The organism is Frankia sp. R43, assembly GCF_001306465.1.
GTDB lineage: Bacteria > Actinomycetota > Actinomycetes > Frankiales > Frankiaceae > Parafrankia > Parafrankia irregularis.
In genome coordinates, this window is the sequence record NZ_LFCW01000011.1 from 100,737 (window position 1) to 116,541 (window position 15,805).

Below are 15,805 nucleotides of genomic sequence, written 5' to 3' on the forward strand. Positions count from 1 at the left end.
CTCGCCTCGGACCTGACCAAGAGCAAGAGGAGGAGACATGACCTCTGACCCGAACGGCCTGAACCTCGACTGGCTGATCTCGGTCGACGACCACGTTCTCGAACCGCCGCACCTGTGGGTGGAGCGCGTCCCCGCCAAGGACCGCGACCGTGCTCCGCACATGGAGGTCGACGAGAAGGGAATGGACTTCTGGGTCTACGACGGCAAGAAGTTCCCCAGCTCGGGCCTGTCCGCGGTGGCCGGCAAGTCGAAGGAGGAGTTCTCACCGGAGCCCCTCGCCTACAGCGAGATGCGCCCGGGCTGCTACGACGCCGCCGAGCGGATCAAGGACATGGACCAGGCCGGCGTCCTCGCGTCGCTGTGCTTCCCGACGCTGCCCCGGTTCTGCGGGCAGCTGTTCTACGAGGCCTCCGACCGGGACTTCGGGCTGGTCTGCCTGAAGGCCTACAACGACTGGATGCTCGAGGAATGGTGCGGCGCCGCCCCCGGCCGGTACATCCCGCTCGTCCTCATCCCGCTGTGGGACCCGGCCCTGGCCGTGAAGGAGCTGGAGCGCTGCGCCGCGAAGGGCGCGACGTCGTTCGCGTTCTCCGAGAACCCGGAGCCGCTCGGCCTGCCGACCATCCATGACCCGTCCGGGTACTGGGAGCCGGTGATGGCCGCGGCCAACGACCTGGAGATGGTCGTGTCGATGCATGTCGGCTCGTCGTCGCAGGTGCCGAAGATCGCGTCGAACACCCCGTTCATGGCGAACCTGACCTGGGGTGCCATGCGTACCTCGGGAACCATGCTGTCCTGGCTGTTCTCCGGCCTGTTCCAGCGCTACCCGAACCTGAAGATCGCGCTCTCGGAGGGCGAGGTCGGCTGGATGCCCTACTACCTGGAGCGGGCCGCGCAGGTCGTCGACAAGCAGCGCTACTGGGTCCAGCGGGGCGCGACGTTCGGGGACCACGGTGCCGCGACCAGCGTCGACCTGGACACCTTCGACGTGCGGGCGACGTTCCGGGACCACGTCTTCGGCTGCTTCATCGAAGACCACCACGGCATCGCCAGCATCGCCGAGATCGGCGAGGACAACATCATGTGCGAGACGGACTACCCGCACTCCGACTCCACCTGGCCCAACTGCATCCAGACAGTGAAGGGCATCATCAGCCACCTGCCGGCCCAGACCCAGTACAAGCTGCTGCGCGGCAACGCCGAGCGGCTCTACCGCTTCACCCCCGCCGCGCCGCCCGTGCTCGCGGGGGTCTGACAGTGGCCCAGACCGGCGCGGTCACGGTCGCGATCGACCGGGGGCGGTGCATCGGCAGCGGGATGTGCGTGATGTACGCGCCCGCGACCTTCGAGCACGACGACACGGCCAAGGTCGTACTCGTCGAGCCGATCGGCGACTCTCCCGAGACCGTGGAGAACGCGGTGGACGCCTGCCCCACCGGCGCACTGGCGCTGGCCCCGGCCCCGGCTGACGACTCCCCGTTAGAGAGGGAACAAGCATGAGCTCCACCGCACTGCTCGATGGCAGGAGCGCGATCGTCACCGGCGCCGGCTCAGGTGTCGGGCGGGCGTCCGCGCTGCGCTTCGCCGAGGAGGGCGCCCGGGTCGTGTGCGCCGACATCGACCTCGGCTCGGCGAAGGAGACGGTCGGGCTGATCGAGGCCGCTGGCGGCACCGCCGTGGCCGTGGCCTGCGACGTCTCCCAGGAGGACGACGTGGCGGCGGCGGTCGCGGCCGCCGTGGAAAGCTTCGGCCGGCTCGACATCATGTTCAACAACGCGGGGATCCCGACGCCACGGCTCGGCGCCGGGTTCACCGACCACACGGTCGCCGACTTCGACCGACTGGTTTCGGTCAACCTGCGCGGGGTGTTCCTCGGCTCCCGGCAGGCCGTGCTGAGGTTCCGCGAGCAGGGCGACGGCGGGGTCATCGTCAACACCGGCTCGGTCGCCGGCCTCGTCTCCTGGGGTGGCTCCGTCTACGGCGCGACCAAGGCCGGGGTGCACCAGCTGACCCGCGCCGTCGCCATCGAAGGCGCACCGGACGGCATCCGCGCCAACGCCATCTGCCCGGCGGGTATGCCGGCGACGAACTTCATGGCCGCCGGTGGCCTGCCGTCCAGCCCGGAGCTGCTGGAGGCGACGTCCCGGCAGGTCGGCGCCTCGCACCCGCTCGGCCGCCCGATCACCGCCGAGGACTGTGCCGAGGCCGCGGTCTTCCTCGCCTCGGACCGCGCCGCCAACATCACCGGTGTGCTGCTGCCCATCGACGGCGGATACGTGGCCAGGTGACGGACCGATGACAACGACCCACCTTCTCGACCGCGACCGGGTCCGCCGGCTGTTCGACCTGCGCAGCAGCTACAACGCGATCGCCGGCGGCGACTTCACCGACGACCCGTACCCGGCGTGGCGGCGGCTGCGCGAGCAGGCGCCGGTGCACCAGGGCACCGTCCACGAGCTGACCGGCTACCAGGGCCAGGCCAGCTTCCACGGTCTGCCGGAGCCGGACCGCCCGCACTTCTCGACGTTCAGCTTCGCCGTCTGCGACGAGGCCTATCGCAACGAGGAGCTGTTCTCCTCGTCGACGAGCCTCGGCCTGGAGGGCGACGTCGGGGTCGGCGCCAGCCTGCTGACGATGGGCGGGAACCGGCACCGCCGCTACCGCGCCCTCGTCCAGCCGTCGTTCGTGCCGGCGAAGGCCAAGTGGTGGATCAGCCGGTACATCGAGGAGACGGTGCAGCTGCTGATCGACAGCTTCGTCGACGACGGCCGGGCCGAGCTCAACGTCGACTTCTGCGCGGCCATCCCGGTGCTGACGATCACCAGCAGCTTCGGCGTCCCGGTCGAGGAGGCGCTGGACATCCGCGAGGCGCTGCAGCAGCCGGCGAAGGTGATCCAGCACCTCGCGCCGATCGTCGCCGCCCGGCGCGAACAGCCGCAGGACGACCTGATCAGCATCCTCGTCGAGGCGGAGGTCAGCGACTCCGACGGCGTCCGGCACCAGCTGACCGACGCCGAGATCTACACGTTCGCCGTCCTGCTGCTGCTCGCGGGTTCCGGGACGACCTGGAAGCAGATGGGCATCACGCTGACCGCCCTGCTGACCCGCCCCGAGGTCCTGGCCGCCGTCCGGGAGGATCGCTCGCTGCTGCGGCCGGCGATCGAGGAAGCCGTGCGCTGGACGCCCACCGACCCGATGTTCTCCCGGTGGGTCACCGAGGACGTCGACTTCCACGGTGTGCATCTGCCCAAGGGGTCGGTGCTGCACCTGTGCATCGGAGCGGCGAACCGGGACCCGGCCCGGTGGGATCGCCCCGACGAGTTCGACCTGCACCGGCCGATGAAGCGCTCCCTCGGCTTCGGCGGCGGCCCGCACATCTGCCTGGGCATGCATGTCGCCCGCGCCGAGATGGCGGTCGGCATCAGCGCCCTGCTGGACCGGCTGCCGAACCTGCGGCTCGACCCGGACGCGGCGCCGCCGCGGCTGATCGGGATGTACGAGCGCGGCGCCACCGAGATCCCCGTGCTGTTCGGCTGACAGTGCTGTTCGGCTGACGACCGCGGTTCGGCTGATCCGCCGGAACTCACCTATTCCCTACCCGAGAGGCGACACCATGAGTTCACCGGGCTACCAGGCGCCCGACCTCGCTCTTGTCGGCGCCGAGCACGTCCGGCGCTACCGGGAGACCGGCGGCGAGGTCGGCTACGAGTGGAACGGAGTGCACACCCTGCTGCTCACCACCACCGGGCGGAGCAGCGGCCAGCCGCGCACCAATGCGCTGATCTTCGCCCGGGACGGGGACGACTACCTGGTCGTGGCCTCCATGGGCGGAGCGCCGGAGCATCCCCAGTGGTACCGGAACCTGCTCGCGAACCCGGCGGCGGAGATCCAGGTGCGGGCGGAGCGCTTCACGGTCCGCGCGGCGACGGCCTCCGACGCGGAGAAACCACGGCTGTGGGAGATCGTGACGAAGGTGTGGCCGAACTACGACGCCTATCAGGCGCGTACCGAGCGGCCCATTCCGGTGGTGGTCCTGTCACCGGTCTGAGCGCGGGTACTGTTCCTCCCATGGGCTGGGCTGAACGTGCCGCCGACCGGTCGCCGGTGGTGCATCGCTCCCGCTCCCGCAGCATCCAGCAGACGCGGGGCATCGTGGACGCCGCGCGCCGCCTGATCGCCGTCAAGGGATCCTCCTTCACGACCCAGGAGCTCGTGAAGGAGGCCGGCGTCGCGATGCAGACGTTCTACCGGCACTTCACGGGAAAGGACCAGCTGCTTCTCGCCGTCATCGAGGACGTCGTGGCGGAGAGCGCCCTGCGGTTCGAGGAGGCCGCGCGGGCCATTCCCGATCCGCTGTCGCGGCTGCGTTACTACCTGACGACCACGGTGGACGGCCTGTTCGAGGACATCGGCTGGTCCCGGTTCGTCACCTCCGAGCACTGGCGGCTGCGCGAGCGCTTCCCGAAGGAGATAGCGGACGCCGACCAGCCCTTCACCGACCTGATCGAACGGGAGCTGCGGGCGGCCCAGGACGCCGGCCTGCTGCCGCCGAGCGATGTGGGCCGGGACGCGGAGATGGTCGCCCGGGTCGTCATGTCCGTGTTCCACCACTATGCGTTCGCCCATGGGCGCTGGTCGCCGCAGGACATCGGTGACTATCTCTGGGAGTTCTGCCTGGGCGGGATCAGCCGGGCGGACAACCCCCGGCTGACCGCCCTCACCGTCGCACCGGGGGCCTCGGCCGGCCTGGAAACCGGTGGCCATCCGGCCGAGGAACAGCAGAACACCACCCCGTAGCTGTCGGCCGTGCAGCTGTCGGCCGTGCAGCTGTCGGCTGTGCAGCTGTCGGCCGAACGCCGGCGGCCGAACGCCGGCCGCCCGGTCCACGCTCGCACCACCTTGTCCACACCTGCGCCCGCGGCCGCCGGGCCGCCCGACCACGGCCGGACACGGCCGGACACGGCTGGACACGGCTGGACACGGCTGGACACGGCTGGACACGGCTGGACACGGCCGAGCACACCTCCTGGACACCGCAGCGCACCCTCGCGGCGCGGTCCACCCCGACGAGGCTTCGCCGCGCCGTCTCACCCGGCGCCGCCGTTACCCGAGGAGATCAGATGTCTGCGCACCGGTGGCCCACCCGACCCGTGCCGAGCGAGGTCACCACCGAATGGCGGCGAGCCGGCCTGTGGGACGACACCACCCTCGGCGTGAAGATCGACAGGGCGCTGCGGAACCACCCCGAGCAGCGGTTCCACGTCCATTCGCTGGAGCGGCCCTGGGAGGGGACCTTCGGCGAGCTGAGGGAGCGAGCCCTGGCGGTCGCCGGCGGGTTGGCGCAGCGCGGAGTCCGCCCGGGCGACGCGGTCGCCTTCCAGCTTCCCAACTGGGCGGAGGCCGCCGTCGCCTTCTACGCCACCTCGTTCCTGGGCGCCGTCGTCGTGCCGATCGTGCACTTCTACGGCGTCAAGGAGGTGTCGTACATCCTGCGCCGGACCGAGGTGGTCGCGTTCGTCACCGCCGCGCGCTTCGGCCGGCGGGACTATCTGGCGGATCTCCCGGCCGTGGTCGACGCCGCACCATCGCTGCGGGTGGTCGCCGTGGTCGGCAGCAGCAGCCAGGGCGGTGAGGGCGGCGGTGCTGGTGACGGTGCCGGCGGTCGGGCGTTGCCGGCGGGTGCCATCCCCTTCGAGGGGCTCGAAACGGGGCCCACCCTGCCCGGCCCGGTCGACACCGATCCGGACGGGCCCGCGGTCGTCGCCTACACCTCGGGCACGACCTCGGACCCGAAGGGGGTCGTGCACTCCCACAACACGCTCGGCGCCGAGATCGTGCAGCTCGACGACATGAACGCCGGCGGCGGACTACCGTCCCTCGTCGGCGCCCCCGTCGGCCATTTCATGGGCATGCTCGGCGCGCTGCTCGTGCCGGCTGTGAACGACATGCCGGTGCATCTGATCGACGTCTGGGATCCCGCCCGGGTGCTGTCCACGATGCTCACCTGGGGGCTGTCGGCCGGGTCCGGGTCCACCTTCTTCCTCACCAGCCTGCTGGACCACCCCGACCTGACCCCCGAGCACCTCAGCCTCATGCGGTACGTCGGCCTGGGCGGTTCCGCGGTGCCGGTGGCCGTCGCGGAGCGGGCGACGGCGGCGGGCATCTCCGTGCTGCGCAGCTACGGCGCGACCGAGCACCCGTCCATCACCGGTTCGAAGCACGAGCACGACGCCTGGTCGCGGCTGCGTACCGACGGCCGGCCGATGCCCGGTGTCGAGATCCGGCTGCTCGACGACGACGGCCAGCCCGTCCCGCCCGGCACGCCCGGGGAGATCTGGTCACGCGGGCCGGACTGCTGCGTCGGCTACACCGACCCCGAGATCACCGCCCGCGCGTTCGACGCCGAAGGCTGGTACCGCACCGAGGACGTCGGAGTCCTCGACGACGCCGGCTGTCTCACCATCACCGACCGGAAGAAGGACATCATCATCCGGGGTGGCGAGAACATCAGCGCCGCCGAGGTCGAGGAACTGCTCCTGCAGGTTGTCCCCGGCCTCGCCGAGGCCGCGGTGATCTCGGTTCCGGACGCGCGCTTCGGGGAGAAGGTCGGTGCCGTCCTGCGGATGACGCCAGCGGCGCCCGCTCCCGACCTCGACGCAGTCCGCGCGCTGCTCCTCGGCGCTGGGCTGGGCCGCCAGAAGCTGCCGGAGTATCTCGACACCGTCGACGACTTCCCCCGCACCTCGACCGCAAAGATCATCAAGGCGGAGCTGCGCAGGCGGATCTCCGCTCGCCTGGTCGCCGCCGGCGGCTAGGAACAGTTTCAGGAATGCGGCGGGATCCCGAACGCGATGGCGATGTGGTCACGGCCGATGGTGCTATCTCCAGGTCGATTGGACATTTCCGATGACTTGTATCGAGGTCGGATGGGTTGTTTGATCTGTCTCAGGTGAACTCTGTGGTCACGGGTTCCGTCCGCGGACGGCCGATTCTGTTCACAGTCATTCACGGATTACCGGGGAGTAGCCATCGTCACCCCGGAGCCTCCTGAGACGAAGCGCTTTCCCGGGCGGGCTTCGGGAATCCCTTGACCCGCCCGGCTGTGCTGTTGAGTAGCGACGGCTTAACCGCCGCCAGGCGAGATGGAAAATCGCCGCGCGCCTTCTTTCGACATTCGTCCTGTCGGCCGTTGGCGGCCGGCGGCGGCTTCTCCCACAGTGCATCTATCCGCCTTGCTGAAGGCAGGCGAAAAGCAGAAGGGGAGACCATGTTCCATGCCAGCGGAAGACGCTTTTTACCGGTCGCGGACGAGGTCTGTTCGGCGAAGCCCACGCGGCGGAACCCGCCCGCGCGCCATTGCCACCGCCACCGCCACCTTCGGCCGCACCACCAGCTGGGCCGGCACCGACGTGCGCTGCTGGCCGTTCTCGCCGCCGGTGTGACGTTCGCGGCGGCGACACTCGTCGGCCTGGTCGCCGCCGCACCGGCACAGGCGGCCACCTCATGGCCTGGTGGCCGCTGGCAGCCCGGGCCGGCCCAGTACGGAATGACCGTGGTCTCCGACGTCCCGCTGCGGATGGACGACGGTGTCGTCCTCACCGCCGACATCGGGTACCCGGCGAACCCGCTGACCGGAAAGCGCCTGCCGGGCCGGTTCCCGGTACTCGTTCAGCAGAATCCCTACATCTTCGGTGGGGAGCCGGACAGCTTCTTCGTGAGCCGGGGCTACATCTTCGTCTCGGCGGACGTGCGGGGCACGACCAACTCTCAGGGGCCGGACGACGGCCCTTTGGTCAACCCGCTCTTCGGCCCGCGAATCGCCCAGGACGGCGTGGCGGTGGTCGACTGGGCCGCCCACGACCTGGACGGCTCGAACGGAACGATCGGCCTGTACGGCTGCTCCCAGCTGGGTATCAACCAGCTGTTCACCGCCGCTGCGGTGGGCCCGAACTCACCGGTGAAGGCGATCATTCCCGCCTGCGCCTCGAACGGCTACGACATCTACTTCGCCGGCGGGGTGCCCTCCGCCACGGTCCCGCTCTTCGCCAACTCCGCGTTGGGCGGGATAAGCGGCTCCAAGCACCTGCCCGAGAACACGGCCTTCGGCGAGGCCCTCGTCGACGAGATCAGCGCCAGCGGCCCGCGTGCCTACAACGGGACCTTCTGGCAGGAGCGCACCACCTCCGCCGACATGGCTGAGCAGATCGTCCGCAACGGCATCCCGGCGCTGCTGTGGACCGGCTGGCAGGCCTCGGAGAGCACCGGCGCCCTGGAGTTCTGGACCGCCCTGCAGAACGCCGCGCAAGGCCGCCCGGCCGATGCATCGATGCAGCCCGGCCAGCCGACCACGGGCCGTTACCAGCTCCTCGTCGGGAACTGGGGCCACGGCAGCGGGCTGGACAAGAGCATCGAGCTCGAGTGGTACGACACCTGGCTGCGAGGCCAGAACACCGGCATGGCAGCCACCCGGACGCCCCTGCACCTCTACGAGAAGGGCAGCGACCGGTGGGTCAACGCCACCAGCTACCCGCTCGTCGCCGACTACAGCCCCTACTACCTCGACGAGCGGTCCGGGTTCAGTCCGAGGCCGTCCGGATCGGGCGGGACGGACACCGTCTCCTGGGGCCAGCCGGACCAGGCAGGCAACACGCTGACCTACACGACCCCCGCCTTCGCCGCCGGCACCACCCTGGCCGGTCCCGTCAGCGCCAGCATCCACGCCAGCTCGACCAACGCGAACATCGGCCTGATCGCCACCCTGGAGGACGTCGCACCAGGCGGTGCCGCCACCACGATCACCTCCGGATCGCTGGTGGGCAGCATGAGCGCACTGGACGAGGACTCCTCCTGGCGGGACAGCGACGGCGACCTGACGCTTCCGGTCCATCCGTACACCGAGGACACGACGGTGCGGCCCGGGGAGGTGGGTCGGTACGACATCAAGATCAACCCGGCTCTGTGGAGCGTCGCGCCAGGGCACTCTCTCCGGCTCGTCCTGAGCACCCAGGCCAGCTCCGACGACTGCGGTGGCTTCCTCGGCATGCCGCAGCCCTGCGCCTACACCGCCGCGCAGCAGGCCAGCCTCACCGGTGGCGGCTACCAGATCCAGCGGACCGCCGAGCATCGGTCGGTGGTGAACCTGCCGCTGCTCTCCTACCGGAAGCTGCCCACCGCCCCCAGCGGCCTGACCCCCACCAGTAACTGGACCGTCCTGCCGCTGGGCTGGTGACCAGCCAGCCAGTCCCTTCGTGACCCGCGCACGCGGGCAGACCATCCGGTTCCCATCGGAGGCCAGCGTCTCCGATGGGAACCGGGCTTGTCAGGGTCTCGTCGCCCGCGACACGACCGGCACCGGTATCCGATGTCGTCATCCGCTGTCCGACGTCGTCATCCGCTGTCGCGCGATCCTCGGTGACGGCCTCGTCCACCGCTCGTACTGCTACCAATCCGTGGGAGGGGCGCTCCGTAGTTTCACGGAGGACTTGGGGCGGCGCTGCGGTGCATCGTGTGGCTGGCCCTGCACAGCCCAGACGAGGGCTGCCTGCCAGCAGGCGCGACACCATGCCCGCGCCGCCCTCCCGAAGGGCCGCCCCTCCCGAAGGGATCTGCCCGCATGCTCACGCCGTTCGACGACTACCCCGTGCACCAGACCGCCCTCCCGGTCGCGCACGCCGGTGGCGGGCATCCCGATCACTACGACCGCTTCTGGTTCAACGGCTACGACGAGCACATGTTCTTCGCGGTCGCACTCGGGCTCTACCCGAACCGCGGGATCATCGACGCGGCTTTCAGCGTCGTCCGCGATGGTGTTCAGCGGTCCGTGTTCGCCTCGGGGCGGGTCCCGCTCGACCGGACCCGGACCAGCGTCGGCCCGATCGCCGTGGACATCGTGGAGCCGATGCGGGTCAGCCGCATCCGGGTCGACGCGCCGGAGCACGGGCTGGTCGCCGACCTCACCGCCACCGCCCGCACGGCCGCCTACGAGGAGCCGAGGGCCACCCGTAACGACGGGACCTACCCGCTGATGGACGTCACGCGCGCAACCCAGATGGTGAGCTGGAGTGGGCAGCTCACTGTCGGCGGGCAGTCCATCCAGCTGACCGCGACGGGCTCAGACGCCGCCGGGGACGGCGGAGACGGTGACGGCATCGGCGGGGACTGTGCCGGTGGGGACGGTGTCGTCGGCGTCGTCGGGACGAAGGACCGCTCGTGGGGCGTCCGGGGCCTGGGCGATCCCATTCCCGCCGCGCCGCGGCGCATGAAGCCCCAGACGTTCTTCCTCTGGGCCCCGCTCAACTTTGCGGATGAGTGCCTGCACTACACGGTGATGGAGGACGAGAACGGCCGGCCCTGGACGGAGACGGCGGCGGTGCTGCCCGTGCTCGGTGCCGGCGATCCGGTCTTCGGGCCGGAGGCGGACCTCGGCATCCGACGGCTGCGCGGGGTGCGCCATGACGTGCGGTGGGCCGCGGGCCTGCGCCGTTCCGAAGGAGCCACCCTGCTGCTCGGGCCGGGTGAGTCGGTGGAGCTGGAACCGCTGCGCACCTTCCGCATGAAGGGAGTCGGCTACCTGCATCCGGTCTGGGGGCACGGCCGGTGGCACGGTGAGCTGGTCGTCGGCGCGGAGACGCACAAGGAATCCGAGCTGGACACCCTCGCTCCCGACTGCATCCACGTGCAGCAGGTGATGCGGGCCAGGTGGGGCGACCGGACCGGGCTGGGCGTGCTGGAACAGCTAGTCATCGGTCCGCACGCACCCAGCGGCTTCCGGAAGCTGTTCGACGGCGCCCCGGCGCGCCCGGAGGCCTGAGCCACCATGCCGACGAATCACGAACCGAATCACGAACCGAATCACGAACCGAATCACGAACCGAATCACGAACCGGATCACGAACCGAGTCACGACGAGCCGAATCATGGGTGGAACGCCGGCGACCGGGTGCCGGTCGTCGACGATCCGGCCGCGGTGACCCCGCAGTGGTTGACGGCGGCGCTGCGTGCCGGCGGCACCGAGGCCGAGATCGTCGCTGTCAGTCACGAGGCCATCGGTACCGGCCAGCTCGGCGCCAGTTACCGCTTCCACCTGCAGGCCCGCCCCGGGCAGGACGGGAGCACCCCGAGCACCGTCGTCATCAAGATGGCCGCCGGTGACCTCAGGACCCGGTCGCTGATCGCCACGGCCTATCGGCAGGAGACCGGCTTCTACCGCGTGTTCGCCCCGTCGGCCCGGATCCGGGTGCCGCGCTGCTGGTACGCGGGTCTGGCCGACGACGGGCTCAGCTTCACCCTGGTCCTCGAGGACGCCCACCCCGCGAGCCCGGGACGACAGGTCCAGGGGTGCACGACCGACCAGGCGACCGCCGCCGTGCGCAACCTCGCCGGCCTGCACGCGCCGTTCTGGAACGACGACACCCTCACCGAACAGGCGACCTGGCTGCGGCGGACGAGTGAGACGGCGCTGCGCTCCATGCGGGAGGTGCTCGTCAGCGCGGCCGACACCTTCGTCGCCCGTTTCCGTGCCGACCTCTCGGTGGCGGACGCCGACGTCCTGCTCCGAACCGCCGACCAGATCGCGCGGTGGGGCCGGCAGATCCGGCACCGCACGTCGCTCATCCACGGCGACTACCGCCTCGACAACCTCCTGTTCACGGCCGACGGTCAGGTGGTGACCGTCGACTGGCAGACCCTTGAGGCCGGCTTTCCCGGCCGCGACCTCGCGTACTTCCTGTCGACGGCGCTCCCTGCCCCGCAGCGCCGTCGACAGGAGACGTCGCTGGTGGCCGCCTACCACGAGCGGCTCCTGCAGCACGGCGTCACGGACTACCCGCTCGGCGCCTGCTTCGAGGACTACCGCCTCGGCACCCTGCACGGACCGATGACGGCGATGATCGGCTGCGTGTACGCGCCGGGGACGCCGACCGAGAGCTCGGACCAGATGTTCCTGTCGATGGCGACGAACTGCGCCGCCGCGATCCGCGAGCTGGGCACCCTTGACCTGCTCTGACGGGACCAGCTCTGACGGACAGGTGCCGGGGCGGGACGTCGTTCTCCGTCCCGCCCCGGCAGCTCGGTTCAGCCCAGTTCAGTCCAGTTCGTCAGCGGTCCGTTGTGGATACGGGGCTGTCAGGCGAACGGGGTCGGCATGATGTGGACCGGTGTGAGCTCCACGTACGACTTGCCGCTGACGGACTGGCCGTTGATGGTGCCGGTGACCGTCGACGCGCCCTCCCAGTAGGACGACTGCGGAATACCCGGGATGAACAGTTCCTGGCCGGCGAGCCGGGGGGTGACCGTCAGCGTGCCGCCGGGAACGTTGACCGTCCACTTCGCCGGGTAGACGGCCCCGGTGTCGGGGCTGGTCCAGCTGCCCTGCGGGGTCTCGCTGATCGCCGTCGGCGCGAGGTTCGTGGTCGAGCCGTTGGCGTTGACCTTTGTTCCGACGACCTGGACGAGCTGGCCGTACATGTCCTTGATGAAGTACAGCATGTACTGGGTGTTGTTCGTCAGCTGGATGCTGAACCAGTCCCAGTTGCCGATGCCGTTGTTGAAGTCACCCCACTGGTGGTCCTGCCAGCCGATGCCGGTGATGAACACCGGTATGCCGTGGTCGGTGACCGTCCCCGAGGCCTTCAGGTTCGTCTGGGAGTAGTAGGCCGACTCGCCCCACGGGCCGTAGGGGATCACGCCACCGGTTCCGTGCTGGGCACTGGGCGTCGACTGGCTCAGCGTGAGGTCGATGGCGTAGCTGTTGTCGGCGAACTTGCCGCTCACGTGGTTGACGCCGTTCTTGCCATCCGCGTGCAGCAGGCCGACGGTGTAGTTGTAGCCGCCACCGGCCGGCACGACGTCGGCCTGGGTCACCACGGTGGTGATGTCCTGCTTGAACGTCTTGCGGGTGAGGTCGGTGATGGCGAACTGGCCGTTGTAGTCAGCGCTCACCGGCTCGGTTCCCCGTGCGTCCGACCGGATGACCGTGTGCTCGAACCCGTACTCGTGATACTTGCCGAAGATGTCGATGCCCTGCAGGTGCCCGGTGAAGTACCACCATTCCATGGAGGAGTCCGGGTGCGCCGCCTCGTCCGCCGGCAGCACGACCGCGGGCATCGCGGCGGTCGCGCTCTGGCTGTTCAGCACGAGCAGGAGCGGAGTGCACAGGGCGCCGAGGACAAGCCCTAATCGCCTGCGCTGACGCCGCCCGGGCGATAATTTGGCGAGTTTCATTTACTGCCTCCCTGGAGGGTGCTGGAAAAGGGGGAGCGAGAGGTCGTGTCGCCCCTGGCGAGGCTGCGTGCGGTCCCGCCCGCCGGCGGATGTCGCTCTTTCCCCGTCGGTGCGGAGCGTGGGGATCAGGATGCCGAGGGCGATGCCGGAAGTCCTCCGTGAAACTACGGACGACTCCGTACGGCTGATTGGTAGTTCGCTCGCGGTGAGTTGACGCCTCTGCCGGCGGGCCCGAGGATGACCCATGCCCCTACGGCCGCTGAATCCCGCACTGCCCGGGGAACGCACCAGTTTCGTGGGCCGGGGGTCGGAGCTCACGGAGCTTCGGCGCCTGCTCGGGCGGCACCGGCTGGTAACGGTCACCGGCCCCGGCGGAGTGGGCAAGTCGCGGCTGGCCCTGCGCGCGGCGGCGAAGGCCCAGCGGACGTACCCGGGCGGTGTCCATGTCGTGGAGCTCGGCGAGCTCCACGACCCCGACCTGCTGGTTCCCACGGTAGCGGCGGCGCTCGACTGCCGGCCGCGTGACGGTGCGTCCGACATGGAGGCGCTGAGCGAGCACCTCGCGTCCAGGCAGCTGCTGCTGGTCCTGGACAACTGCGAACATCTCGTGGCGGCCTGCGCCCACCTGGCTGACGAGCTGATGGGCCGGTGCCCCGACCTGCGTCTCGCCGTGACCAGCCGGGAGTCCCTGCGGATCCCGGGCGAGGCCACCTACCTGGTGAAACCGTTCGACGTCGCGCAGGAGCATGCGCCCGGCCGCGCCGCCGAGCGGGACGCGATGATGCTGTTCCTGGAGCGGGCCCAGTCGGTCCGGTCCGATTTCGAGCTCACCGACGGCAACCGGGCCGCGGTCTGGGAGATCTGCCGCCGGCTGGAGGGCATGCCCCTGCCCATCGAGCTCGCCGCGATGCGAACCCGGGCGCTGTCGCCGGCGGAGATCCTCGCCCATCTCGCCACCGGTACCACCGGTACCGGTACCGGTACCAGGATCCTGCGCCAGGACGGCCGGGGCGTCACCACGGTCCGGCAGAGCTCCCCGCAGGCCTGCGCCGGCTGGAGCTACGACCTGTGCACCGGGCCGGAGCGGCAGTTGTGGGCTCGCCTGTCGGTGTTCGCCGGCGGCTTCGACCTCGACGCGGCCGCAGGTGTCGTCGCAGCCGGCGGGCTCGGCGAACCTCCGCTGGAACTGGTCTTCACCCTGGTCGACAAATCCGTCCTGACGTTCGAACCGGGACCGGAACGCGGCCGCCTCCGGCTGCCGGAGATGTACCGGGAGTACGGGCAGGACAGACTCACGGAGCAGGGTGAGACGGAGGCGTTGCGGCGCCGGCACCGGGACTGGTTCTCCGCCGTCGTGAGCCAGGCCAGGGACGAAGGTGCCGGCGCCGGGTGGTCGCGGTGGCTGAGCCGATTACGTCGGGACCACGCGAACCTCGACCGGGCCCTCGGCTACTGCGCCGCCGCGGGTGACGGCGACGCCGGGTTGGAGCTGGCCACCTCGCTGCACCGCTACTGGGTGGCCGACGGCCGGTTCGCCGAGGGCCAGCGCTGGCTGACCACGTTCGTCGACCAGACCGAGGGCGAGGGGCCGGGCCGTCTGCAGGCCCTGCACACCGCGGGCTGGCTGGCCGCCATGCGCGGTGACATCACCTCCGCCGAACGGCTCCGGCTGGACGCCGCGCGGCTGTCCGCCCGCGAGGGCAAAGGCGGCGGCCAGGCGCTCATCACCCAGCTCGACGGGCTCGGCGCGCTCTACGCCGGCCGGCCCGGGGCGATCGAGGCGCTGAAACCCGCGTTGGCGCAGTTCCGCCGGGACGGCGAGCTCGACCATCTGCAGGAGACGCTGTCCCTGCTCATGCTCGCGGTCGCGTTCGGTGCCGACTCCGGCGACGCGGAGGACTACCACCGCGAATGGACCACCATCGCGGCCGCGCTGGACGAACCTCGGCTGCGTTCGTACGCCGACTGGGCCTACTCGATCGCCACCTGGAAGGCCGGTGACGCCCGGCGCGCCCGCGAGATCGCCCGAGCAACGCTCGCCGACGGGCACGGCAGCCTCGACAGGCTGGGCATCGTCCTGCTGCTGGAGGCCGCGGCCTGGTTCGAGAGCAGCCTCGACGAGCACGCCACCGCCGCCCTGCTGTTCGGCGCCGCGGACAGTCTGTGGAAGCGGATGGGCACGTCGACCACCGCCCTGCCCGGGCTGTTCCGCTGCCGCCAGCGGGCCGAAGCCACCGCCCGGCAGGCGCTGGGCCGCCGGGCGTTCGAAACGGCCTGGGCCCGCGGCGCTGTGCTGGAGCTGGAGGAGGCCTGTGCCCACGCCGTCAGCGGGCGGAGTCCCATCGTCGCGGTGCCAGCAGTCACCAGCGGCAGTGCCCCGACCGTGACCGCCCCGCTGACAGCACGGGAACGCCAGGTGGCCGACCTGCTGGCCCGCGGCCTGAGCAACCGGGAGATCGCGGACACCCTGAAGGTCTCGCCCCGCACCGCCGAGGCGCACGTCCAGCAGATCCTCAACAAGCTCGGCCTCCCCACCCGCGCCCGGGTCGCCGCCTGGCTCGCCGACCACCGCCCGTGAGGGGGC

The 15,805-nt window shown here is 70.5% G+C and carries 12 protein-coding genes; 11 read left to right on the top strand and 1 reads right to left on the bottom strand.

What is annotated here, in order from left to right; all coding sequences use genetic code 11:
• Positions 1-37 precede the first annotated feature (37 nt).
• The 10 genes from ACG83_RS36235 (at position 38) to ACG83_RS36280 (ending at position 12,004) form a co-directional block, all read left to right on the top strand.
• Positions 38-1,255: an amidohydrolase family protein gene (locus ACG83_RS36235; protein WP_054570765.1), complete on the top strand. Its 1,218-nt coding sequence runs from the start codon at positions 38-40 to the stop codon at positions 1,253-1,255.
• A 2-nt stretch (positions 1,256-1,257) separates the two neighbouring features.
• Complete coding sequence (locus tag ACG83_RS36240) at positions 1,258-1,500, top strand: ferredoxin (protein ID WP_235498407.1); 243 nt, start codon at positions 1,258-1,260, stop codon at positions 1,498-1,500.
• Complete coding sequence (locus ACG83_RS36245; protein ID WP_054570766.1) at positions 1,497-2,288, top strand: SDR family NAD(P)-dependent oxidoreductase; 792 nt, start codon at positions 1,497-1,499, stop codon at positions 2,286-2,288. The genes ACG83_RS36240 and ACG83_RS36245 overlap by 4 nt, the downstream gene beginning before the upstream one ends.
• Positions 2,289-2,295: 7 nt before the next feature.
• The gene (locus ACG83_RS36250; protein ID WP_054570767.1) at positions 2,296-3,537 is read left to right on the top strand and encodes a cytochrome P450; all 1,242 of its coding nucleotides are present in this window, start codon (positions 2,296-2,298) and stop codon (positions 3,535-3,537) included.
• 76 nt (positions 3,538-3,613) lie between these two features.
• On the top strand, positions 3,614-4,048 hold the full coding sequence (locus ACG83_RS36255) for a nitroreductase family deazaflavin-dependent oxidoreductase (protein WP_054570768.1): 435 nt from the start codon (positions 3,614-3,616) through the stop codon (positions 4,046-4,048).
• A gap of 20 nt (positions 4,049-4,068) precedes the next feature.
• Complete coding sequence (locus tag ACG83_RS36260; RefSeq protein WP_054570769.1) at positions 4,069-4,797, top strand: TetR/AcrR family transcriptional regulator; 729 nt, start codon at positions 4,069-4,071, stop codon at positions 4,795-4,797.
• Between the two features lie 323 nt (positions 4,798-5,120).
• Positions 5,121-6,815, top strand: coding sequence for an AMP-binding protein (locus ACG83_RS36265; protein WP_054570770.1), 1,695 nt, complete (start codon positions 5,121-5,123; stop codon positions 6,813-6,815).
• A gap of 452 nt (positions 6,816-7,267) precedes the next feature.
• Entirely contained in the window at positions 7,268-9,229 is a 1,962-nt protein-coding gene (locus ACG83_RS36270) for a CocE/NonD family hydrolase (RefSeq protein ID WP_054570771.1), read from the top strand.
• A 384-nt stretch (positions 9,230-9,613) separates the two neighbouring features.
• On the top strand, positions 9,614-10,810 hold the full coding sequence (locus ACG83_RS36275; RefSeq protein ID WP_054570772.1) for a hypothetical protein: 1,197 nt from the start codon (positions 9,614-9,616) through the stop codon (positions 10,808-10,810).
• A gap of 129 nt (positions 10,811-10,939) precedes the next feature.
• The gene (locus ACG83_RS36280) at positions 10,940-12,004 is read left to right on the top strand and encodes a phosphotransferase (RefSeq protein ID WP_054570984.1); all 1,065 of its coding nucleotides are present in this window, start codon (positions 10,940-10,942) and stop codon (positions 12,002-12,004) included.
• Positions 12,005-12,123: 119 nt separating this feature from the next.
• On the opposite strand, the gene ACG83_RS36285 is transcribed toward ACG83_RS36280, so the two are convergent.
• Positions 12,124-13,221, bottom strand: coding sequence for a lipocalin family protein (locus ACG83_RS36285; protein WP_054570773.1), 1,098 nt, complete (start codon positions 13,219-13,221; stop codon positions 12,124-12,126).
• A gap of 244 nt (positions 13,222-13,465) precedes the next feature.
• On the opposite strand from ACG83_RS36285, the gene ACG83_RS36290 reads away from it, so the two are divergent.
• On the top strand, positions 13,466-15,799 hold the full coding sequence (locus tag ACG83_RS36290) for a LuxR C-terminal-related transcriptional regulator (RefSeq protein ID WP_054570774.1): 2,334 nt from the start codon (positions 13,466-13,468) through the stop codon (positions 15,797-15,799).
• Positions 15,800-15,805: the final 6 nt, after the last annotated feature.

Excerpts from the sequence above, each read along its gene's own strand:
- ACG83_RS36235 (WP_054570765.1), top strand. The coding sequence starts at position 38 with ATGACCTCTGACCCGAACGGCCTGAACCTCGACTGGCTGATCTCGGTC.
- ACG83_RS36245 (WP_054570766.1), top strand. The coding sequence starts at position 1,497 with ATGAGCTCCACCGCACTGCTCGATGGCAGGAGCGCGATCGTCACCGGC.
- ACG83_RS36250 (WP_054570767.1), top strand. The coding sequence starts at position 2,296 with ATGACAACGACCCACCTTCTCGACCGCGACCGGGTCCGCCGGCTGTTC.
- ACG83_RS36255 (WP_054570768.1), top strand. The coding sequence starts at position 3,614 with ATGAGTTCACCGGGCTACCAGGCGCCCGACCTCGCTCTTGTCGGCGCC.
- ACG83_RS36260 (WP_054570769.1), top strand. The coding sequence starts at position 4,069 with ATGGGCTGGGCTGAACGTGCCGCCGACCGGTCGCCGGTGGTGCATCGC.
- ACG83_RS36265 (WP_054570770.1), top strand. The coding sequence starts at position 5,121 with ATGTCTGCGCACCGGTGGCCCACCCGACCCGTGCCGAGCGAGGTCACC.
- ACG83_RS36270 (WP_054570771.1), top strand. The coding sequence starts at position 7,268 with ATGTTCCATGCCAGCGGAAGACGCTTTTTACCGGTCGCGGACGAGGTC.
- ACG83_RS36275 (WP_054570772.1), top strand. The coding sequence starts at position 9,614 with ATGCTCACGCCGTTCGACGACTACCCCGTGCACCAGACCGCCCTCCCG.
- ACG83_RS36285 (WP_054570773.1), bottom strand. The coding sequence starts at position 13,221 with ATGAAACTCGCCAAATTATCGCCCGGGCGGCGTCAGCGCAGGCGATTA.
- ACG83_RS36290 (WP_054570774.1), top strand. The coding sequence starts at position 13,466 with ATGCCCCTACGGCCGCTGAATCCCGCACTGCCCGGGGAACGCACCAGT.